The following is a 20,310-nucleotide window of genomic DNA, read 5'->3' as shown; positions in this document are numbered from 1 at the left end:
ATTTTTATAGTACCTGCTGAAGTTTCTCTACTATGTACTCTTTCGGTACTGCTCCTATGATTTGGTCGGCCACTTCGCCATTTTTAAATATCATGAGCGTTGGTATACTCATTATTCCGTATCTTACTGCTATCTCAGGTTCTTCGTCCGTGTTGAGCTTCCCCACTTTTAGTTTGCCTGCATATTCGTCTGCTATCTCTGCAACTACAGGTGCTACCATTCTACAAGGTCCGCACCAGGGGGCCCAGAAATCCACAAGTACCGGAATATCAGAACCCAATACCTCGTCTTCCCAGTTAGCTTGAGTTAGCTGTATTTCTGCCATTCTTCCCTCCCTTTTACCGTTTTAATTTGCCATTGAATAATAGGTGTGTTTAGGGGATTTGTCAAGAATAAGAAAGTAAGATGAAACTAAACTACCTCTTCTATGTCTTCATCGGAATCGAGTTGTTCCAAAGCAAACAAGACAGCTTTTTTTACGTCTTCTTTATCTGTTGCATTTATTCTTATGATGGGTATATCATCTGGTAGTTCTGATAATATCTGCTTAATTTTTTCTTCGGGAACTTTGTTTTCCAAGTCGTTTTTTGTTAAGGCTACGACAGTAGGTATACGTTTTAGTGTTATAAATTTTTTATAGTAGTGTGGCACGGCTTTCAGGGATTTCTTATCCGTTATATCACCCAATATTATCAATGCCAATGCATTTTTTACAAGCAGTGGGTAGATAAAGTCAAATCTCTCCTGGCCTGGTGTTGCGTAAAGGTGTATTACAAGGTCGCTGTCTATTGTAAGCCTTCCAAAATCCATAGCCACAGTAGTGAAGGCCTTTATTTCTTTAAGTTCCTTCTCTGTAACAGGCTTATCTGTCGTTATAGGATCTATTTCGCTTATCTGTCTTATAAATTCGGTTTTTCCGGCATTAAAGCTACCTGTGATTATTATTTTGAATATCATCATAAACCCCTTATCTTGTCTATAATTTTTTTCAAGAAGCTCTTTTTTATCTTTACATCAAACTTATTGCTTTCAATGTTCTCTTCTATGTCTATCATGTTGAGTATATACATACATACAACTGCCTTTACCTTACTTAAACTGGAACCGTTTTCTATTGCATCCCTAAGTGTTATATTTTCATCCTTTGAGGAAATTCTATCGATGTCTATGTTTTCCACTATAAGATCTATTTGTTTTAATACATATACTGGCGCTTTCAGTTTTATATAGTAATCCAATTTGGGTAAAAATGATAGGAGTAGATTTTTGTCGTTTATTCTGTCTATAGCTTTTACTATAAATTCCCTAAAATTTGCCTTAAATACCTTTGAAAGAGGCATAGATAAAAATTCATTGAGGTTGAGTGGTTCATAAGCTATTTCCGTATTCTTGAGCTTAATTATATCATAGGGCTCTTCTAGGTCAGATGATATTATGTAGAGGTCTGTTCCCATTGTCAAACCAAGTAACCTTGAGTTTCCTTTTTTTATTATAAATTTTATGTTTCCTTTTAGGTTCTTAAAAAAATCAAAAGTGCTGGTTTGCCTGTAATTCGGATTTTCAATGAAGTTTTCCAGGTTTATCTCTTCTTTTGAATAGCCATTCTGTACCTTAATGCCTTCTTTTTCTAAAACCTTCATTATATCTTGAATGAAAGTTGGCCTTGGTATAGGTGTTATGTAGAATTCTTTTGGAATTATCTCTCCTGGGTCTTTAAAAACGATAATGTGCGGTTTATGGCTTGCTTTTGAGTAGAGTATATCTGCGAGCTTTGGTTTTACTATAGTGCCTTTGTTTTTTCCTATTATGAGCAACTGATAGTTGAAAGTCTCTACTTTGTTTACTGCATCTTTTGGATTATCAACCATATCTACTTTGTAGGACATCTTTTCAAAGAAAAATTTAATTATGTCATTCAGTATAGCTTCGTCGCATACTATTAACACTCTTTTTTCAGACATTGGTACCCCATAACTTACCGAGAAATTTAATTGTAATATACCTATCTTAGTTAGATAGTCAAGAAAAAAATCACTGTTTTTAGCTTTTTTTCTTGACAACCGATATAGTAATTAGGTAAAAGTGGTTAAATGTGGGTGAAAGTGGATGTTTAGGGGTAGGTTTGAGTATGCTTTGGATGATAAAGGAAGGGTTAAAATCCCTCCTCGATTTAAAGAGGTTTTAAAGGACAAGCATCAGAGTAGTTTGGTTCTTACTGTCTTTGATGAATGTATATACGCATACCCCTATGATGTGTGGGAAGAACTTGAGAAAAAAGCAGTAAATCTGCCCTTAACAAATAAGGCTGCAAGAAGATTTAAAAGAATGTTTTTCTCGTCTGCTCAAGATGTTTCTATAGATAAACAGGGCAGAATTTTAATTCCCTCTGTTTTGAGAGATGATGCCCAGATAGATAAAGATGTTGTGATTTTAGGTAACTTAGACCATATAGAAATATGGTCTAAACAGAGGTGGGATGAGGAGTCCAAAGCTCTAAGGGAAGCTGAAGAAGAACTTGCTGAGGAAATAGAGAAATTAGGGATATTTTAATGAAACATAAAAGTGTCCTGCTTAAAGAGACTATAACAACATTACAGCCAAGAAACGGTGGGATATATATAGATATGACTTTGGGTGCTGCAGGCCATACAGAAAAATTGCTCAAACTTTCATCACCAAGTGGTATCGTCATTGCATTTGATAAAGATCAAGATGCAATAAAGCATGCTCAGGAGAAACTCAAGGAGACTTATGGTGATAGACTTATACTTATAAACGATGATTATGCCAATATTAAAGAACACCTGAGGAGATTGGAGATAGATGAGGTTGATGGTGTGATTATGGACCTGGGCGTGTCTTTAGATCAGTTAAAATCGGATAGAGGATTTTCCTTTAATATTGATGCCCCTTTGGATATGAGAATGGATAAGAACAAGCCCTTAACAGCAGAAAAAATAGTAAACCATTGGGATATGGAGGAGCTTGAGAGGATTATAAGGCTATATGGAGAAGAAAATTTTGCAAGGAGGATAGCTAAAGCTATAGTAAAAAACAGACCCATACACACCACTAAAGAACTTGCTGAACTTATAGAATTGACTGTGCCACGGAGTGTATCAAGAAGGATTCACCCAGCCACAAGGACATTTCAAGCTTTGAGAATAGTTGTAAATGATGAACTTGAAAGTCTCCAAAAGGGTTTAAAAGGTGCTATTGAAGCTTTGAAGGAGAATGGTATTATTTGTGCTATATCTTTTCATTCCTTAGAAGACAGAATAGTTAAGAATATCCTCAGAGATTATAAGCAAAAAGGTGTCTTGAGGCTTTTGAATAAGAAACCCATACGTCCAACGCCTCAAGAGGTAAAGAGCAATAAACACTCTCGCTCAGCCAAGCTGAGATGCGCTTTAAAGCTTACAAGGGAGGATAGTAATGTATGATTATGCAAATGTAAAGATTATGGCTCAAAGCGGCGAATTAGCCAAAGAGAGAACACGTGTAAGATCTTTGAGGATTAATCCTGTCTATCTTGTTATAACTGTGTCAGTTGCCTTATTTTTGTATATAATAGGTTATCAAAATATTAGTATAGCCCAAGTCAAACACGAGATTAGCAAGAAACAAATACAAATTCACACATTAATGCTAAAACAACAGCAACTTGTTAAGAAAAAGCAACAAATCATAAATTACTCTGCTGTTTTAAAAGACAAAAAACTTCTGTATGCAACAGACAAAAACATAGTAATAGTACGCTAAAAATTGAATCGTGTTCGCTATTGGTTCGTAGTTTTTTTTATATTTGCATCCTTCCTTGCAGTAGTTGCAAAATCTTTTTATATTCAACTAATAAAGGGTTCTCAATACAAAAAGGAATACCTGAATAAACTGGTTAGGACAATAACAGTTGAAGGTAAGAGGGGTTGGATATACGACTGCAAAGGCAGACCCATTGCCATAAATTACCCTGTTTTTGATCTATTTGTTGATCCAAAATATTTTTTTATGTTGCATAAAAAATACAGTCAGGATGAATATTACCTTGAGAAAGAAAAGGCTTTCTTTAATGATTTGGGTAAGGTTTTTCTTATAAATAAAAAAAGGCTACTTGGAATCTTGTATTCAAATCCGAACTCTAGGTTTATAGTCCTTAAGAAAAATATACCCTTAGATAAATATAAACTAATAAAAGAAGATGATAACTTCATAAAAGCTTTTGGTTTTGTAAAGCACTTTAGGAGGTTTTATCCTGATGGTGAGTTTTCTTCGCATGTTCTGGGTTTCTGTTTCTCTTCCAATAAAGGTGCCGAAGGCATTGAGCGGTATTACGATAAGTTTTTGTCCGGTCTTACTATGAAGGAGAAAATAGGTCTTGATGTTTACAAAAGCAGAGTGGCTATAAAACCTACTGATGGATTGAACCTAAAAATTTCACTCAATAGGGATATTCAAGACTTTGTTCATGAAAACCTTAAGAGAACAATAGAGTTATTTCAGGCTGATAAAGGTGCTGTAATTGTTATGAATCCTTATAATGGCCAGATAATAGCAATGGATTCTTATCCTTTTTATGATAACAATCATTATAGTAGATATTCCTATGCGTTTATAAAAAACAGGGCTGTTAGCGACGCCTTTGAACCTGGTAGTGTATTTAAGTTGATTACAATGTCTGCGGCATTAGATAGTGGTGTTTTTAAAGGCAATGAAGCGGTATATTGCGAAAAAGGTAGATGGAGACTTCATAATAAAGTAATTCATGATGTACATAGATTTAAAACCTTGAATTTCGAGGAGATTTTTGTCTACTCTAGCAATATAGGTAGTGCAAAAATAGCTTTAAGAATTGGAAAGAAAATTTTCTATAAGTATTTGAATAGGTTTGGTCTTGGAAGAAAAACAGGCATTGATACAATATCCGAGACTAAAGGTATAGTTAAGGATATTTTCAATGTTGGAGATGTTGATTTGGCCAACATGGCATTTGGGCAAGGTATAAGTGTAAGTGAGATTCAACTTGCCAGCATGTATAGTGTTATAGCAAATGGTGGTTATTGGGTAAGGCCGCATTTTATGATAAACCTATTTGGAGATAATTCTACTCAGGGTTATAAAATTGAGAAACGAAAAATTTTAAAGGGCTCAACTGTGAATAAGGTTAAAAAGATTCTTAGGGATGTTGTTGTTTACGGAACAGGAAAGAATGCAGCGTTAAAGGATTATAAAACGGCTGGCAAAACGGGTACGGCTCAAATTGCAAAACACGGAAAATATCAAAAGGAATATGTTGCCTCTTTTGCGGGTTTTGCCCCCTTTGATAACCCTCGATTTGTTGTTGTTGTATCTATATTTAATCCTAAAAGAGGTGGTTTTTACGGGGGAAGCGTTGCAGCTCCTCTATTTGCCAAGATTATGGAGTTTGTTCTTCACTACTACGGCATACCTCAGGATAAAAATTAACTAAAAAATGTAGTGGCACTTGATATTTTTTGCTGTTGAATATATTATTATTCTAGTCTAAAAGAAAAAGTTAAAAAGGAGGTGCTTATGCCAAAGGTAACATGGATAGGCCAATCTGCTGTATTGATTGAGGGTAAAAATACGAAGCTCGTCATTGATCCGTTTATAACAGGTAATCCAGATGTCAAGGAGGGAACTTTTAAGTCAGAAGATATCAATGTTAATTATGTTCTTGTAACTCATGGGCATTGGGATCATTTAGGAGATGCTATTGATATAGCAAAAAGAACAAAAGCTACTTTGGTGGCTCCATTTGAGCTTGTTAATTATTGCATGGGTAAAGGTGTTGAAAATGCTCATCCCATGCATATAGGTGGTTCCCATAGATTTAGTGATGATTTGTGGATTAAACTTACTATTGCACATCACGGTAGCGCTGTAATAAACGATGAGGAGGGGATTGTTTATACGGGCAATCCATGCGGCTTTTTGGTTGAGCTTGATGGTAAGGTTATATACCATGCCGGTGATACAGGCTTATTTTTGGATATGCAACTTATAGGCCAGATGAAAGATATTGACCTTGCTATTCTGCCAATAGGCGATAACTTTACAATGGGTCCTGAGGATGCCGCTAAGGCTGTTGAATTCTTAAAACCTAAGATGGTTATGCCAATACACTATCTGGCCTGGGATTTGATAAAACAAAACCCAGACGAATTTGCAAAGCTTGTAGGCGATAAAGCTACCGTTAAAGCTATAAAGCCAGGCGAAAGCTTGGAGTTGTAATTTAGAGGGCATTGGCCCTCTTTTTTCTTGTTAAAAACGCATAGAGATGATAAAGTTCCACCCGTTATGGTGGAGCTTTTAAGTCCTGCAGGGAATTTAGAGAAACTTAAATTTGCCATTGAATACGGCGCTGATGCCGTATATACAGCCTTAAAAAGCTTCTCTCTTCGCTCACGTGCCCCGAATTTAAGCTTTGATGAATATTTAAAGGCCATAGACTTTGTTAAATCCCGCTCCAAGAGATTGTATTTAACGCTTAATTCATATATCTTTGATAGGGAACTAAATGAGTTAAAAGGGTTGTTGGATTTTTTGAATAAATATCCGCCAGATGCTGTTATTGTTTCTGATTTAGGCGTTTTATCTATGGTTAATAAATATACCAATATACCCGTTCATATAAGCACTCAAGCCAATATAACAAACTCAGAGGCAATAAACTTACTAAAACAGTTTAGAGTTGAAAGGGTGGTGCTTGCAAGAGAATTGACGATTGGTGATATAAAGGTGTTCAAGAAGAACAGTGATGTTGAACTTGAAGCTTTTGTCCATGGTGCTATGTGTATGTCTTACTCAGGTAGGTGTTTTATTAGTGCTTATCTTACAGGAAGAAGTGCAAATAGGGGGGATTGTGTTCAAAGTTGCAGGTGGAACTATTCCGTTGTAGAATCAAAAAGACCTGATGAGGTTTTTGAAATTGAGGAACACCCAGAGGGTAGTTTTATATTTAACTCATACGATATGTGCGCTTTGCCTATATTGGATAAATTAATAGATGCCGGAATTAGCTCTTTTAAGATTGAGGGGAGGATGAAGAGCCTCTACTATGTGGCCATAACCACTGCCATTTATAGGGATGCTATAGATACGATATTAAACGGAGGTGACTTCAAGTCAAAGATTCCATTTTACATGGAAGAGCTTAAAAAGGTTAGCCATAGACCTTATTCTTTTGGGTTTTATCTTGGACATCCAAAGCAATACTTAAAAAGCTCAGGGTATATAAGGAAGTGTAGATTTTCTGGGGTTGTGTTGGGTAAAAAGGGTGATCTTTATATAGTTGGCGTGCGTGATAAAATGGAAACTGGTAGATATGAGGTTTTTAGTAGAGGATTAAAGATAAAAAACATTTGCATAGATGTCTTTGAGGAGTCTGATGGTAGCAAAAAAAAATATGGAAATCCCAATGAAATTTTGTATATTAGGTTACCTGAAGACTTAGAGGAATTGAGTTTGTTAAGAAGGTGTGATGAGAATAATAGCAGGTAAGTTAAAATATAAAAGGCTTTATTTTAAAAAGAATCAAAATCTAAGACCTACACGTAATATTGTAAAGAAATCGTTCTTCGATACCATGAGGGGATTAATTGAGGGTTGTGTATTTTTAGATTTGTTTGCTGGTAGCGGATCTGTGGGTATGGAAGCTCTTTCAAGGGGGGCAAAAAGGGTTGTTTTTGTTGATAGTTCCAATGATAGTGTTTCCTTGATAAGAAAAAATACAAACAATTTTGATAATGTTGATGTTATAAAGTCTGATGCAGAGAAGTTTTTGGATAATCCTCTTGTAAGGAGCGCTGGTGTTGTTTATGTTGATCCTCCATACGCCTTTGATGTTGAGGTATTTTTGGAGAAGCTGTTTAAGGTTGTCAATAGAAATGCTATAGTGTGTGTAGAGCATGACAAAAAAAGACATCTGAGGGGTGATTTTGGGTTATTTAAGTGTTTCAAAAGCAAAAACTTTGGGAAAAATACACTGGATTACTTTGGGGTGGTAGATGAGTGAAGTTATAGCTTTGGTGCCTGGAACATTCGATCCTATTACAAACGGCCATATAGACATCGTAAAAAGAGCCAAAAAGATATTTGATAAAATTATTGTTGCAGTGGCTGTGAATGCAGGTAAAAATCCGTTTTTTAATTTTGATGAAAGAGTTGAGCTTACCAAAAGAGTAGTTGAGTTAGATGAAGAACTTCATGGAGTTGAGGTTGCAGGGGTGAAAGGGCTTTTGGTTGATTTTGCAAAGAAAGAAAATGCTAAAGTTGTGGTTAGGGGCTTAAGGGCTGTATCGGATTTTGAATACGAACTTCAAATGGCATTTATGAATAGGCGTCTTAATAAAGAGGTTGAAATGGTCTACATGATGCCGTATATAAAATATTCATTTTTAAGTTCTTCTATTGTGAAGGATGTGTTTTTCAACGGAGGAGATATATCTAAATTTGTTCCAGAGATTGTTATAAAAGCAATGAAGAAAAAATTGTCCGAAAGGAGAGGATAGATGAGTAGGTCGAAGCTTAATGCAAGAATCAACAGAATTGAGCCTTCCATGACTATAGGTATCAGTGCGAAGGCCAAAGATCTTTGTGCTGCTGGTTTAGATGTTTTGAGTTTTTCTGCTGGAGAACCGGATTTTGATACCCCAGATAATATAAAAATAGCAGCCATCAAAGCTACTGTTGATGGTTTCACAAAATATACTGCAGCAGGTGGTATAAACGAGCTTAGGGATGCTGTTGTTGAGAAGGAAAAAAGAAGGAACGGACTTGATTATAAAAGAGAGAATATCTGTATCTCTGTAGGTGCAAAGCATGCTTTATTTAACATAGCTGCTGTTATGCTTGAAGAAGGTGATGAGATCATAATTCCTGCGCCTTACTGGGTTACTTATGAAGCTATAGCAAAATATGTTGGAGCAAAACCCGTTATTATTGAAACAAAAGAGGAGAACGGATTTATACCAACTCATGAGGATTGGGAGAAGGCTATTACTCCAAACACAAAAATGATTCTTATTAATAACCCTTCAAACCCAACAGGTGCCACCTACGAGAAAAGTGATTTGGAATTCATAGCTAAATTGGCTGAGAAACACGATTTGTGGATAATATCCGATGAGATTTATGAGGATATTGTTTTTGATGGGTATAACCCTGTTAGCATAGCTACACTTTCCGATTATGCATACGAAAGAACACTTGTTGTGAACGGTATAAGCAAAACATACTCCATGACCGGCTGGAGAATAGGATATACATGCGGTGATTCGGAAGTTGTAGCTGCTATGATAAAGCTTCAGTCTCAAAGCACATCAAATCCAACATCAATAGCCCAAATGGCTGCCTTGGAAGCTTTAAGGGGTCCTCAAGATAGTGTCGAGAAGATGAGAACTAAATTTGAGGAAAGAAGGAACTTTATTGTTAATGCACTGAATTCGATAGACGGTATTACATGTTTTAACCCTAAGGGTGCATTTTATGTGTTCCCCAACATATCGGCTTTCTTTGGAAGGGAATATGAGGGTAAAAAGATAACAGGCTCGATGAAATTTGCTGAGTTATTGCTTGAACATGCTTTGATAGCGGTTGTTCCAGGAATAGCCTTTGGCGATGATAGGTTTATGAGATTTTCATTTGCTACAAGCCTTGAAAACCTAAAAGAAGGAGTAGAAAGGTTAAAGAAGTTTGTTGAGAAAATTAAGTAAATATGGCTGACGAAGACAGGTTGAAAGACCAAGAGTCTTTTGATAATGATGAAGAAGTAATAATTATTGAGGATGAAGAAGAGCAAAAAGAGCAGCCTGAAGAGACGGAGCAAGAAGAAGAGAAGCATTTAGAAGCAGAAGAAGTAGAAGAGCTTGAAAAACCAAAGAGCAATCTATGGGTTTATGTGGGTGTGGCCGCAGCTATTTTGATTATAGTTGCGGTTGCACTTTTTTTTACTCTCCATAAGAAAAAGCCACAATCCAAGAAGCCAGAAAAAACTTTAGTAAAAACTGAAAAATCCAAACCAAAACCCAAACCCAAATTAAAACCCAAAAAACCTGTAGCTTATAATCCTGTAGTTGATGCCCATTTTATAAAAGCAATGAGACTTCAACAGAAAGGTAAATATAAAGAGGCCCTGAAGCAACTAAAACAAGCAACGGTTGATTTGTATATTTCATATTATGGCATTGCATATGTGTATTTACAGATGGGCGAGGTTGAAAAAGCAAAAGAATATTTATTTGATAAAACTAAAAACTACTTAATACTTGCTGTTCATAATAATCCAAACTACATAAATGGTTATGTAAACTTATTTAGAATATATATGGCTCAGAAAAACTACAAAGATGCCCTGAGTATGATAAATGCGCTAAGGGTTAAGGGGTTGGATGAGAAGGATGTGAAGCTTATGCAGGCATATTATAACTTTGTTAAAGATAACAGTTCTCAAAGTATTTTTGAGCTTATTAAACAATATCCAAACTCACCTTTACTTTTGGGTTTGGCTGGTGATTATTACCTAAAGAACAATCAGCCGGAAGAGGCATTGAAATACTTTGAAAAAGCTATAAGACTTTATCCATTGGGCAGTGTTTATTATAATATAGCCTTAATAAATACACAAAACGGCAGGTATAAATCGGCTTTGAGACTTATACCAAAAATGTACTATATGGATATAGATAAGATTCGGTGTAAAAACTATATGGCATTTTTCCTTCTTCTTAGAGACTCTAAATTCGATGCGGCCAATAGATTTCTAAATCTAAACAAGCAATATTTTGATGGCTGTTATAGGCATTTTGAGATAATACCCAAGGTTTATTCCGATTTGGATGTTTCAAGCTACTCCATCCGTTCAAATTTTAACTTTATATTGGCTGCAGAGATACTCAATATGTATCTGAAACCAATAAAACTAATACCAGAGAAGGCAAATTCAAACATAAAATTGGGTATGGTTTATCAGAATCTGGGATTATCTGAGGATGCCGCTAATGAATTTTATAAAGCTGCCTCTTTTTCGGAGGCTGTTCTTTTGAGCCAATATGCAAGCAAATACTATGCATTGGGTGATTATAAAAAATCTTTGAAATATTATAAATTAGCATTGGATAAAACACCAACAAACCCGCTTTTAATCTACAATGTTGCAATAATGAGCCTGAAAAACCATGATATCAAGACAGCAAGCGATATGTTGAGCCAGCTTATATTAACTTATCCTGCCTTTCCTTTGCCTTATTTAGGCATGTTTATCGTAAAACAGATAGAAGGCAAACATATGGATGCTATAAAATACCTTGGTAGCTTTTCTCAAAGATTAAAATCGTTGGATTACGCCACTCAAAAGAAACTTAACGCTCTATCTGTGTTTTCGGATTATATTATAGACAGGATAAACTTTAGCCAGGAAAAACTTAAAGCTTTGAGTCAACCACAGAAAAGGGTGTTTTTACTTTTTGAGGCTGCTTTAGGGCAAGATTTGGATTATTTATCTATAGAAAAGGCATTTGAGAGGGCGATAGGAATTGGGTGGAATCCGAGTAGTTTGGTCAGCCTGTGTGAATATTTTTTTAAAAATTACGATAATGATTTCATAAAGAGGCTTATGGCAACCATGTATTTACTCAATGGTCAGCCTCAAAAAGCCTATCAAGCAATGTATAATGTTAAAGTTTATACAGCAGAGGATTATTACAAACTTGGTGTGGCATACTTGCTGAGCGGATATCCAGAAATAGCGGACAACTTCTTTACAAAGTCTATCTTGAAAGGAGATAATTTCTATAATGCATATGTTGCCAAGGCTATTATTCAGGCATCTAAGGGAAGCCTTGTTGGTGTTAAATATTATTTGAAGATTATACTTAAAAAGGAGGCCAAATTAGCTTGGCTTAACACAGATGTATTTCTATCGTACGATATAAGGCTAAAGAAATGAAAAGATTTTTAAAGGGCTTGTTTAGGTTTTTTTTATACGTGTTTTTAATAGTTTTTCTTATAGCTTTGGTAGCCGGTGGTGTATATTTTGGCTCGGTCTATATGGGGGTTAAAAAGGATTTTAATAAAGTTGTAAGTGTAAATATGCTTCCTCTTCCAACAAAGGTTTACTCATCTGATAAAAAACTTATAGCTAAGTTTGGCCTTCAAAATAGAATTCCTGTAAAACTTAAAGACGTTTCACCTTGGATGAGGTATGCTATTTTGGCTGCAGAGGATGCAAGGTTCTATGAACATGGTGCAATAGATTTAGTTGGTATCGCAAGGGCTTTGGTTGTAGATGTTTTGAAAGGAAAGATAGTTCAAGGGGGAAGCACCATAACCCAGCAGTTGGTTAAAAATGTCTATCTGACACCAGCAAGAACCATTGATAGGAAGGTTAAAGAGATAATACTGGCCTACAGGATAGAAAAGGAGATGAGCAAAGATAAGATACTGCAGCTCTATCTAAATACGGTTTACTTTGGTGATGGAGCTTGGGGCGTTGAGGCTGCCGCAAGAACGTACTTTGATAAACATGCCAAGGAATTAACAATTAGCGAGTCTGCTATGCTTGCTGGTTTGGTAGCTGCACCAAGTTATTATAACCCCTACAAACATCCTCAAAGGGCAAGAAAAAGAACTATATATGTTTTAAGAAGGATGTATGAAAATCATTTTATAAGCCTATCTCAGTATAAAAAGGCCATGAATGCAAAGATTGTCCTAATAAAACCATCTGCCAATCTGTTTGGACTCATTGTGGCTCCATATTTTACCGATTATGTAAGAAATTGGCTTATAGATAAATATGGTGAGGAAGTTGTATATAAAAGTGGACTAAGTGTTTATACAACCCTTAATACAACCCTCCAGCGTTTTGCATTTATAGCTGTAAAAAGCGGGGTTCTTTCGATAAAAAAGAAATATGACGGTTTGCAGGCAGCTTTGGTTGCTATGGATCCAAAAACGGGCTATGTTAAAGCTTTGGTTGGCGGCTTTGATTACTCTAAAAGTCAATTTAACAGGGCATTGCAGGCAAAAAGGCAACCTGGTAGCTCCTTTAAGCCGATAATTTATCTTACCGCATTAACAGAGGGTTATCTTCCAGACGATACTATAGCCGATATGCCGGTTGTTTTTAGATTTAACGGTAAGGAGTGGAGGCCACAAAACTATGAACGTGTGTTCCACGGTACAGTTACGCTAAAATATGCCCTGACACACTCGGTTAACGTTGCCACGATTAATCTACTCAATAGTGTTGGAATAGGTAATGTCGTAAGTATGGCACATCAATTGGGGATAGAAGAAAAAATTCCTCACAATTTATCTATAGCATTGGGTTCTTTGAGTGTAAAACCAATAGAGATGGTAAGGGCCTATGCTGCTTTCGATAATTATGGATTACTTCCCAAGCCTATATTTGTAACCAAAGTGACAGATAAATATGGTAGAGTTATATATCAAGCGAAACCCAGGTTAAGAAGGGTTTTTGATGATGTGGATGGATATATTTTAACCGGTATGTTAAAAGATGTGATTCTGTATGGTACAGGTAGGGCGGCACGTATTATAAAAAGGCCTTTGGCTGGAAAAACTGGAACGACAAATAACTATAGGGATGCATGGTTTATAGGTTATTCACCCGACTTGGTATGCGGCGTTTGGGTGGGTTATGATGATAATAGAATGATATTTAAGGGTGCCACTGGGGCAAGGGCAGCTTTGCCAATATGGATAAAGTTCATGTCCAATGCCTTAGAAGGTCAGCCGATTAAGGATTTTCCGATACCCAGAGGTATAACAAAAGATATCATAGATATGGTAAACTCACCCCCACAAAACCCTGAGGATTTACAGAAAGATAAACCCACAATCCAGCAGTTGTATGAAAATGCAATCCAGTGAAATAGTTATAGAGAGAATTGATGAGGTTTATGTAGATAAAAGGGTAGATAAAGTAGTCTCAGAGATTCTGGAAATTCCAAGAAATCAAGTACAGAATTATATAAAAGATGGTTTTATAAAAGTATGCAGTAGGTTTATATCTAAAAGCTATAAACTAAAGTATGGGGATTGCCTTAGTATAATAATACCACCTCCAAAAAATAACAAAATAGAGCCAAATGACGCCCCAATAAAAATTCTTTTTGAGGATGAGGATGTTGTTGTGGTTGAAAAACCTGCAGGTATTGTAGTGCATCCAGGGGCTGCCTGTGAGGATGTGAGTGTTGTCTCTGCTTTGAAGTATAGGGGGGTTCGGTTATCAAGTATAGGAGCACCTCTTAGGGGTGGTGTAGTGCATAGAATAGACAAAGATACAAGTGGAGTAATAGTGCTTGCTAAAAACGATAGGGCGCATTTTTTCCTTGCAAAACAGTTTTTTGAGCATTCAATAGAAAGAAGGTATATTGGCGTTGTAGGTTGTCATCTTAAGCAAAATAGTGGCGAAATAGATAAACCCATTGGCAGACACCCAAAAAACAGGAAACTGTTTGCCGTGGTTGAAAACGGTAAAGAGGCAATAACATTTTACAAGCTTTTAAAAAGACTTGAAAATTACGATGTGGTTATGTTTAAATTACAAACAGGTAGAACTCATCAGATAAGGGTTCATATGAAATATTTGGGTTGCCCGCTTGTCGGTGATGCTACTTATGGTGGGGTTTTGAAAGAAATTAAAAGACAAGCCCTGCATGCTTTTGTATTGGGTTTTAGGCATCCATGGAGTGGTAAATTTTTAAAGTTTTATTCTAAACTGCCTGAGGATATGAGGGTTTTAATTGGAGGTTAGTATGAAAAGGGCGTTTTTGTTTTTATTGGTTTTTATTTTTATGTGGGGATGTATACCTCAAACTAAACAGACCGTTATAACCTCACTTCCTATAGTTGAGGGACTAAAAACCCACAGTGGAATCAGGAGTGTTGGGTTGAGTTGGAAACCTGTTTTGGATAAAAGAGTTAAGGGTTATGTAGTTTTTAGGTCAAGCTCCCCTACGGGTGAGTTTAAGCAGATTACCAAGATAAGCAATAAACTAAAAACAACATATGAGGATACAGGCGGTTTTTTGAAACATCTTGAGGATAATGCTATTTACTATTATAAGATTGCTGTTTATTCTGATAGTGGCATAGGCCCATCAAGTCAGGTAGTTGAAGGAAAAACCCTGCCTCCGCCAAACTCACCAAAACAAATCAGTGCAACCTCTGGATTAGCTAGGATGGTTGTAATAAAATGGTATCCACCTCAGGATGATACTGTTGTGGCGTATAATATTTATAGATCCATAAACCCTAAAGGCCCGTTCAAAAAGGTTGGGCGAGTAAATGGTTATGTGAATACAATATATATAGACAAAGGACTAAAAGACGGTTCAACCTATTACTACTCTGTCGTTTCTGTAAATTATAAAGGTGTGGAGGGTGATATTTTAGCTGTTGCTAAGGCTACAACAAAATTCAAACCAGCACCACCGAGGAACCTTTCAGCTAAACCCAGCGGCGCAGGAAAGCTTACTATTTATTGGTGGCCCAGCATAACGGCTGATGTAGTGAAATATAGGATATACAGAGGTTCCACAAAGGGCTCTTTAGGTCTTGTTGGTGAGGTGCCGTCGGATAATTTAAGCTATATCGACTCTGGCTTGAGTCCTGGTAAGACATATTACTATTACTTAACCAGTGTTGATAAGGACGGTATAGAGAGCCTACCAACAAAAATATATAGTTTTGAAACCAAGCCTCTACCAGAACCCCCAACCGGTATATCGGTAAAACAGGTGGGACATGCGGTTGTTATAAGCTGGTCTAAAGCATCTCCTGATACAGTTAAATATGAGGTTTTTAGAAGGCATTTTGTTATTTTAACCCGTAAGATAGCAGAGACTGAAAATACTTACTACACAGACAACGAGGTATCGCCCAACACCACATATTATTACTATATTAAAGCTGTTGATAAATACGGTCAAGAAAGTCCACCATCTCCAGAGGTTAAGATAAAGGTTCGCTGATGTTTGTTAAGCTAAACAGCGCCCTTGTTGTAGGGATTGAGGCGAGACCTGTTACCATAGAGATAGATGCAACCCGAGGTCTGCCTTCGTTGAATATTATAGGACTTGCCCAAGGTGCAGCTAAGGAGAGCAAGGATAGAGCGATACATGCACTTTCCAATAGTGGCATAAAACTTCCACCCAAAAAAATCACAATAAGCTTAGCCCCCGCTGATTTAAAAAAAGAGGGTTCAGGTTTTGATTTACCTATAGCTGTTGGTCTTTCTATAATTTCTTTGGACTTGAAACTTAACCTTGATGGTTATCTTTTTGCCTCAGAACTGTCCTTGGATGGCAAGCTTAGGGGTATAAATGGCATATTCCCGATAGGTGTATTTGCTAAAGAGAAGGGTTTAAAGCTTATTGTTAGTAAGGATAATGCAAAAGAGGCAGCCCTTACAGGGGCTTGTGTGTTTGGCTTTGACCATTTGCTTGAGGTTTTGTCTTTTTTGAAGGGCGAAATAGAAAGGGATGCAGAGAAGACTGATATAGATTTTGCCTCCAACTATGATGATATGCCCGATTTCTCTTCGGTCAAAGGCCAACTAAAGGTTAAAAGGGCTGTGATCATAGCTGTGGCTGGCTTTCACAATATTTTACTTGTTGGTCCACCGGGTGTTGGAAAGAGTATGATAGCCAAAAGAATTCCCTCCATAATGCCCAAAATGAATGAGAAAGAGGTGTTGGAAACCACCAAGATTTATAGTGTATGCGGTCTATTGGATAAGGATAAGCCATTGATGTTTCATCGTCCATTTAGAGCACCCCATACAGGCGCCAGTGATGTTAGCTTAATTGGTGGCGGAGCGAAGGCTTTGCCTGGTGAGATAACGCTTGCACACAACGGGGTTTTGTTCTTGGACGAGTTTGCTGAATTTAAGCGCAATGTGATAGAGTCTTTGAGACAGCCCCTTGAGGATGGCAAGATAACTGTATCGAGGGCAACTGCAAAGGTCACATATCCTGCTCGATTTTTGCTTGTTGCTGCCATGAATCCCTGTCCGTGTGGCTATTATGGCTCTAAAAAGAGAACCTGCTCCTGCACTATTGCTCAGATAAATAAATATCGAGCAAAACTCTCAGGCCCTATTTTGGATAGGATAGACCTTCAAGTAAATGTGCCAGAAATTGATTATGAAAAATTAGCATTTAAAGATAAGGATATGGACTCTGCCTCCATGAGAGAAATAGTTGAGAGTGTTGTTGATATTCAGAGAAAAAGGTTTAAAGATGAGCCAATAGATTACAATGCTCAGATGGAGCAGATGCACATTGAGAGATTTTGTTCTTTGGATGATGAGTCCTATCGCATATTAAATTTGGCTTCAGAGCGGTTTGGTTTTTCTGCAAGGAGCTATTCAAAGATATTGAAGATTGCTAGGACTATAGCAGATATCGAGCAAGAGAGTAAGATAAGACCATCACATATAAAAGAGGCCATCTCGTATCGCATACTAGACTGGGATGTCTAATGCTTGTAATGAGTTTCTCTTTATGTTAAAAATAGGGTTAGTTTTTATTTGGGGGTAGAAGGTGAGATACGGAGAAGAAGAAATTGAAAAGGCACAACTTGAAGCTTGGCCTAACAACCATCCTGAGAATGATTATCAGGTAAGCATTGAGTTTCCAGAATTTACCTGCAAATGCCCACGCAGCGGGTATCCGGACTTTGCAACGATCAGAATAAAATATGTTCCGGATAAGTATGTAATTGAGTTAAAATCTCTAAAGCTTTTCTTGAATAAATACAGGGAGAGGTATATATCGCATGAGGATGCAACAAATGAAATATTCAATGCTTTGAAGGAGGCTTTAAAGCCCAAGCATCTTGAGGTTATAGGCGATTTTACGCCTCGTGGTAATGTAAAGACGGTAATAAGAATAGCATTTTAGGAGTTTAACTATGGATTTAAAGCTTGTAAAGAAGATAGTGAGCGGTAATGAAGCCATTTCAATAGGAGCTTATAAAGGTAATGCCCGTTTTGCGAGCGGTTATCCTGGAACGCCATCCAGCGAGATACTTGAACATTTTAAAAGCTATCCCGATGTTATAGCCCAATGGGCACCGAATGAAAAGGCGGGTTTTGAGGCAGCCCTTGGCGCATCCATTGCAGGTGTTAGAAGCTTTGCCACTATGAAGCATGTAGGTTTGAATGTGGCGGCAGATCCTCTGATGACCGCATCATATACAGGTGTTAATGCCGGTTTTGTTGTAGTCAGTGCAGATGACCCAGGTATGCACTCCTCTCAAAATGAGCAGGATAATAGAAGGTATGCTAAGTTTGCAAAGATACCATTGATAGAGCCTACAGACCCGTTTGAGGCTATGGGCTATATGCAGTATGCCTTTGTGGTTAGCGAGAGGTTTGATACACCGGTTTTGTTTAGAACCACCACAAGGATTTCACACTCCTTGGGCGTTGTTCAGTTTGATCCGAGGACATTGGATAACGAAAAGGAGCTCTCTTTGGATAAAAATTTTAGAAAGTATGTAATGTTGCCTGCAAACGCCATAGAAAGACATAAAACCGTTTTAGAGAGGCTTGAAAGCCTAAAGGCATTTAGCGAGGAGACACCGATAAACAGGATAGAGAAGGGTTCTATAAATGTCGGTATAATTACAGCCGGCATGGCATACAACTATGTTAAGGAGCTTTTGCCTGAGGCTCACTTCTTTAAAATAGGCTTTAGCTATCCTCTACCTACAAACAAGTTAAGTAAGTTTGTGAAGGATTTTGATAGGGTTTTGGTGGTTGAGGAACTTGAGCCGTTTATGGAAGAGGAGCTAAAGATAGCAGGTGTTGATGTTGAAGGTAAGAAGTACTTTCCATATAACGGCGAATTTAACCTGGATGTGGTTGAAGAGGGTCTTTATAAGGCAGGTGTGTTGAAGGAGAAGACCACGGCGGTGTTTACAGAGGAGTTTGAATTGCCAAAAAGGCCGCCTGCTTTGTGTCCTGGCTGTCCGCACAGGCCGATTTTTGATATACTGCATTCAAGGAAGGATATCTTTATAACAGGGGATATAGGTTGTTATACATTGGGTGCTTTGCCTCCACTTTCTGCTATGCACACCACTATTTGCATGGGTGCAAGTATTTCCGTTGCTGTGGGTATGGCAAAGACTCAGGATAAGGAAAAGGTTGTAGCTGTTATTGGTGATTCAACCTTCTTTCATACGGGCATTCAACCGTTGATCGATGCCTATGTAAACAAGGCAAATATGACTGTAATTATATTGGATAATAGAATTACAGCTATGACTGGAGGTCAACCAGACCCATCCAGCGGATTTTCTTTATCTGGAGATGAGTTTGAGCCTGTGGATATTGTAAGATTTGCAAAGGCATTGGGTATAGAGCGTGTTTTTGAGGTTGACCAATACGATTACAACGCAACAAAGGAGATTATAAATCAACAGATAGACACAGAGGGCTTAAGCGTAATTGTGGCAAAGAGGCCGTGTGTTCTTGCTCCCAAGAAGATTAAGGATACGCCCCTTGTGGTTGTGGCTGATAAATGTATCGGCTGCAAGAGGTGTCTGCGCATAGCTTGCCCGGCTATAGACTTTAAAGACAATAAGGCCGTTATAGATGAGGTGTTGTGCACGGGTTGTGAGGTGTGCAAGAATGTTTGCCCGGTTGAAGGTGCTATCGTGGTTAAGGAGGGGAAATGAACATTCAAAGTGTGTTGTTTGTTGGTGTTGGAGGGGATGGAATAATCACAGCTTCTAATATAGTAGCGCAGGCGTGCATGCTTGCCGGTTTTGATGTTAAAAAGAGTGAGATTCACGGTATGAGCCAGAGGGGCGGGTCTGTTAGTGCCTCGGTTAGGTTTGGAGAGAGGGTTTACTCGCCAACAGACAAGAAAGGTCAGGTTCCCTTCATGTTTGCAACAGAGAAGGTGGAGATGTTAAGGTGGGTTGGTTATCTGAATCCGTCATCTGTTGTTATAGTAAACGATAGGATTATGCCTATAATCAATCAAGTGATAGATGAGCAGAAGATAGATATGATGATGGAAAAGGTTAAGGTGGCAAAGATAATAAAGAGAAGGTTTTTGGATGATGCCTTAAAGCTGGGCAATGATAAGATTGTAAATACTGTGATGTTGGGTGTTCTGTCTGCGTTTTTAGATGTGGATGAGAAGTATTTCTTACAGGCTATAGATAATGTTCTGCCGGAGAAACTCAGAACGATAAACGCTATGGCTTTTAGTTATGGAAGAAAACTATCACAAGACTTAGCATAAA

Annotated in this window: 20 protein-coding genes; 17 read left to right on the top strand and 3 right to left on the bottom strand. The window is 37.4% G+C overall.

Annotated features, from left to right (window positions below; translation table 11 throughout):
* Positions 1-4: 4 nt before the first annotated feature.
* The 3 genes from trxA to HIPMA_RS05325 form a co-directional block, all read right to left on the bottom strand.
* The gene (trxA, locus tag HIPMA_RS05335) at positions 5-325 is read right to left on the bottom strand and encodes a thioredoxin (RefSeq protein ID WP_013682041.1); all 321 of its coding nucleotides are present in this window, start codon (positions 323-325) and stop codon (positions 5-7) included.
* Between the two features lie 86 nt (positions 326-411).
* Positions 412-960, bottom strand: coding sequence for a GTP-binding protein (locus tag HIPMA_RS05330; protein WP_013682040.1), 549 nt, complete (start codon positions 958-960; stop codon positions 412-414).
* Positions 957-1,961, bottom strand: a complete 1,005-nt coding sequence (locus tag HIPMA_RS05325; RefSeq protein WP_013682039.1) for a response regulator — start codon at positions 1,959-1,961, stop codon at positions 957-959. Before HIPMA_RS05325 ends, HIPMA_RS05330 begins: the two co-directional genes overlap by 4 nt.
* 145 nt (positions 1,962-2,106) lie before the next feature.
* Here HIPMA_RS05325 and mraZ point away from each other — a divergent pair, with 145 nt between their 5' ends.
* The 17 genes from mraZ to HIPMA_RS05240 all read left to right on the top strand — a co-directional run bounded on the left by mraZ (position 2,107) and on the right by HIPMA_RS05240 (position 20,309).
* Complete coding sequence (gene mraZ / locus HIPMA_RS05320; protein WP_013682038.1) at positions 2,107-2,550, top strand: division/cell wall cluster transcriptional repressor MraZ; 444 nt, start codon at positions 2,107-2,109, stop codon at positions 2,548-2,550.
* Positions 2,544-3,443: a 16S rRNA (cytosine(1402)-N(4))-methyltransferase RsmH gene (gene rsmH, locus HIPMA_RS05315; protein WP_169309482.1), complete on the top strand. Its 900-nt coding sequence runs from the start codon at positions 2,544-2,546 to the stop codon at positions 3,441-3,443. Before mraZ ends, rsmH begins: the two co-directional genes overlap by 7 nt.
* A complete protein-coding gene (locus HIPMA_RS05310; RefSeq protein ID WP_013682036.1) occupies positions 3,436-3,762 on the top strand; it encodes a hypothetical protein in 327 nt (108 codons plus the stop codon). The genes rsmH and HIPMA_RS05310 overlap by 8 nt, the downstream gene beginning before the upstream one ends.
* Before the next feature lie 3 nt (positions 3,763-3,765).
* Positions 3,766-5,463: a peptidoglycan D,D-transpeptidase FtsI family protein gene (locus HIPMA_RS05305; protein WP_013682035.1), complete on the top strand. Its 1,698-nt coding sequence runs from the start codon at positions 3,766-3,768 to the stop codon at positions 5,461-5,463.
* Positions 5,464-5,550: 87 nt separating this feature from the next.
* Positions 5,551-6,252, top strand: a complete 702-nt coding sequence (locus HIPMA_RS05300; protein ID WP_013682034.1) for a metal-dependent hydrolase — start codon at positions 5,551-5,553, stop codon at positions 6,250-6,252.
* 66 nt (positions 6,253-6,318) lie between these two features.
* Entirely contained in the window at positions 6,319-7,521 is a 1,203-nt protein-coding gene (locus tag HIPMA_RS05295) for a U32 family peptidase (protein ID WP_013682033.1), read from the top strand.
* Positions 7,502-8,035 (top strand): 16S rRNA (guanine(966)-N(2))-methyltransferase RsmD, encoded by a 534-nt coding sequence (gene rsmD / locus HIPMA_RS05290; protein WP_013682032.1) that lies wholly within the window; start codon positions 7,502-7,504, stop codon positions 8,033-8,035. Before HIPMA_RS05295 ends, rsmD begins: the two co-directional genes overlap by 20 nt.
* Positions 8,028-8,531, top strand: coding sequence for a pantetheine-phosphate adenylyltransferase (gene coaD, locus HIPMA_RS05285; protein WP_013682031.1), 504 nt, complete (start codon positions 8,028-8,030; stop codon positions 8,529-8,531). The genes rsmD and coaD overlap by 8 nt, the downstream gene beginning before the upstream one ends.
* Positions 8,532-9,734, top strand: a complete 1,203-nt coding sequence (locus HIPMA_RS05280) for a pyridoxal phosphate-dependent aminotransferase (RefSeq protein WP_013682030.1) — start codon at positions 8,532-8,534, stop codon at positions 9,732-9,734.
* 2 nt (positions 9,735-9,736) lie between these two features.
* Entirely contained in the window at positions 9,737-11,965 is a 2,229-nt protein-coding gene (locus tag HIPMA_RS05275; protein ID WP_013682029.1) for a tetratricopeptide repeat protein, read from the top strand.
* Positions 11,962-13,914, top strand: a complete 1,953-nt coding sequence (locus HIPMA_RS05270; protein WP_013682028.1) for a penicillin-binding protein 1A — start codon at positions 11,962-11,964, stop codon at positions 13,912-13,914. The genes HIPMA_RS05275 and HIPMA_RS05270 overlap by 4 nt, the downstream gene beginning before the upstream one ends.
* Positions 13,901-14,800 carry an RluA family pseudouridine synthase gene (locus HIPMA_RS05265; protein WP_041324384.1) on the top strand — a complete coding sequence of 300 codons (900 nt, stop codon included), beginning with the start codon at positions 13,901-13,903 and terminating at the stop codon, positions 14,798-14,800. Before HIPMA_RS05270 ends, HIPMA_RS05265 begins: the two co-directional genes overlap by 14 nt.
* A gap of 1 nt (position 14,801) precedes the next feature.
* Positions 14,802-16,019 carry a fibronectin type III domain-containing protein gene (locus tag HIPMA_RS05260; RefSeq protein ID WP_013682026.1) on the top strand — a complete coding sequence of 406 codons (1,218 nt, stop codon included), beginning with the start codon at positions 14,802-14,804 and terminating at the stop codon, positions 16,017-16,019.
* On the top strand, positions 16,019-17,530 hold the full coding sequence (locus tag HIPMA_RS05255; RefSeq protein WP_013682025.1) for a YifB family Mg chelatase-like AAA ATPase: 1,512 nt from the start codon (positions 16,019-16,021) through the stop codon (positions 17,528-17,530). Before HIPMA_RS05260 ends, HIPMA_RS05255 begins: the two co-directional genes overlap by 1 nt.
* A gap of 61 nt (positions 17,531-17,591) precedes the next feature.
* Entirely contained in the window at positions 17,592-17,951 is a 360-nt protein-coding gene (gene queF, locus HIPMA_RS05250) for a preQ(1) synthase (RefSeq protein WP_013682024.1), read from the top strand.
* A 10-nt stretch (positions 17,952-17,961) separates the two neighbouring features.
* On the top strand, positions 17,962-19,734 hold the full coding sequence (gene iorA, locus HIPMA_RS05245; RefSeq protein ID WP_013682023.1) for an indolepyruvate ferredoxin oxidoreductase subunit alpha: 1,773 nt from the start codon (positions 17,962-17,964) through the stop codon (positions 19,732-19,734).
* Positions 19,731-20,309, top strand: a complete 579-nt coding sequence (locus HIPMA_RS05240; protein ID WP_013682022.1) for an indolepyruvate oxidoreductase subunit beta — start codon at positions 19,731-19,733, stop codon at positions 20,307-20,309. The genes iorA and HIPMA_RS05240 overlap by 4 nt, the downstream gene beginning before the upstream one ends.
* Position 20,310 lies beyond the last annotated feature (1 nt).

Source organism: Hippea maritima DSM 10411 (assembly GCF_000194135.1).
GTDB classification, from domain to species: Bacteria; Campylobacterota_A; Desulfurellia; order Desulfurellales; family Hippeaceae; genus Hippea; species Hippea maritima.
This window is presented reverse-complemented; position numbering and strand designations above follow the sequence as displayed.

Excerpts from the sequence above, each read along its gene's own strand:
- trxA (WP_013682041.1), bottom strand. The coding sequence starts at position 325 with ATGGCAGAAATACAGCTAACTCAAGCTAACTGGGAAGACGAGGTATTG.
- HIPMA_RS05330 (WP_013682040.1), bottom strand. The coding sequence starts at position 960 with ATGATGATATTCAAAATAATAATCACAGGTAGCTTTAATGCCGGAAAA.
- HIPMA_RS05325 (WP_013682039.1), bottom strand. The coding sequence starts at position 1,961 with ATGTCTGAAAAAAGAGTGTTAATAGTATGCGACGAAGCTATACTGAAT.
- mraZ (WP_013682038.1), top strand. The coding sequence starts at position 2,107 with ATGTTTAGGGGTAGGTTTGAGTATGCTTTGGATGATAAAGGAAGGGTT.
- HIPMA_RS05310 (WP_013682036.1), top strand. The coding sequence starts at position 3,436 with ATGTATGATTATGCAAATGTAAAGATTATGGCTCAAAGCGGCGAATTA.
- HIPMA_RS05300 (WP_013682034.1), top strand. The coding sequence starts at position 5,551 with ATGCCAAAGGTAACATGGATAGGCCAATCTGCTGTATTGATTGAGGGT.
- HIPMA_RS05295 (WP_013682033.1), top strand. The coding sequence starts at position 6,319 with ATGGTGGAGCTTTTAAGTCCTGCAGGGAATTTAGAGAAACTTAAATTT.
- rsmD (WP_013682032.1), top strand. The coding sequence starts at position 7,502 with ATGAGAATAATAGCAGGTAAGTTAAAATATAAAAGGCTTTATTTTAAA.
- coaD (WP_013682031.1), top strand. The coding sequence starts at position 8,028 with ATGAGTGAAGTTATAGCTTTGGTGCCTGGAACATTCGATCCTATTACA.
- HIPMA_RS05280 (WP_013682030.1), top strand. The coding sequence starts at position 8,532 with ATGAGTAGGTCGAAGCTTAATGCAAGAATCAACAGAATTGAGCCTTCC.
- HIPMA_RS05275 (WP_013682029.1), top strand. The coding sequence starts at position 9,737 with ATGGCTGACGAAGACAGGTTGAAAGACCAAGAGTCTTTTGATAATGAT.
- HIPMA_RS05270 (WP_013682028.1), top strand. The coding sequence starts at position 11,962 with ATGAAAAGATTTTTAAAGGGCTTGTTTAGGTTTTTTTTATACGTGTTT.
- HIPMA_RS05265 (WP_041324384.1), top strand. The coding sequence starts at position 13,901 with ATGCAATCCAGTGAAATAGTTATAGAGAGAATTGATGAGGTTTATGTA.
- HIPMA_RS05260 (WP_013682026.1), top strand. The coding sequence starts at position 14,802 with ATGAAAAGGGCGTTTTTGTTTTTATTGGTTTTTATTTTTATGTGGGGA.
- HIPMA_RS05255 (WP_013682025.1), top strand. The coding sequence starts at position 16,019 with ATGTTTGTTAAGCTAAACAGCGCCCTTGTTGTAGGGATTGAGGCGAGA.
- iorA (WP_013682023.1), top strand. The coding sequence starts at position 17,962 with ATGGATTTAAAGCTTGTAAAGAAGATAGTGAGCGGTAATGAAGCCATT.
- HIPMA_RS05240 (WP_013682022.1), top strand. The coding sequence starts at position 19,731 with ATGAACATTCAAAGTGTGTTGTTTGTTGGTGTTGGAGGGGATGGAATA.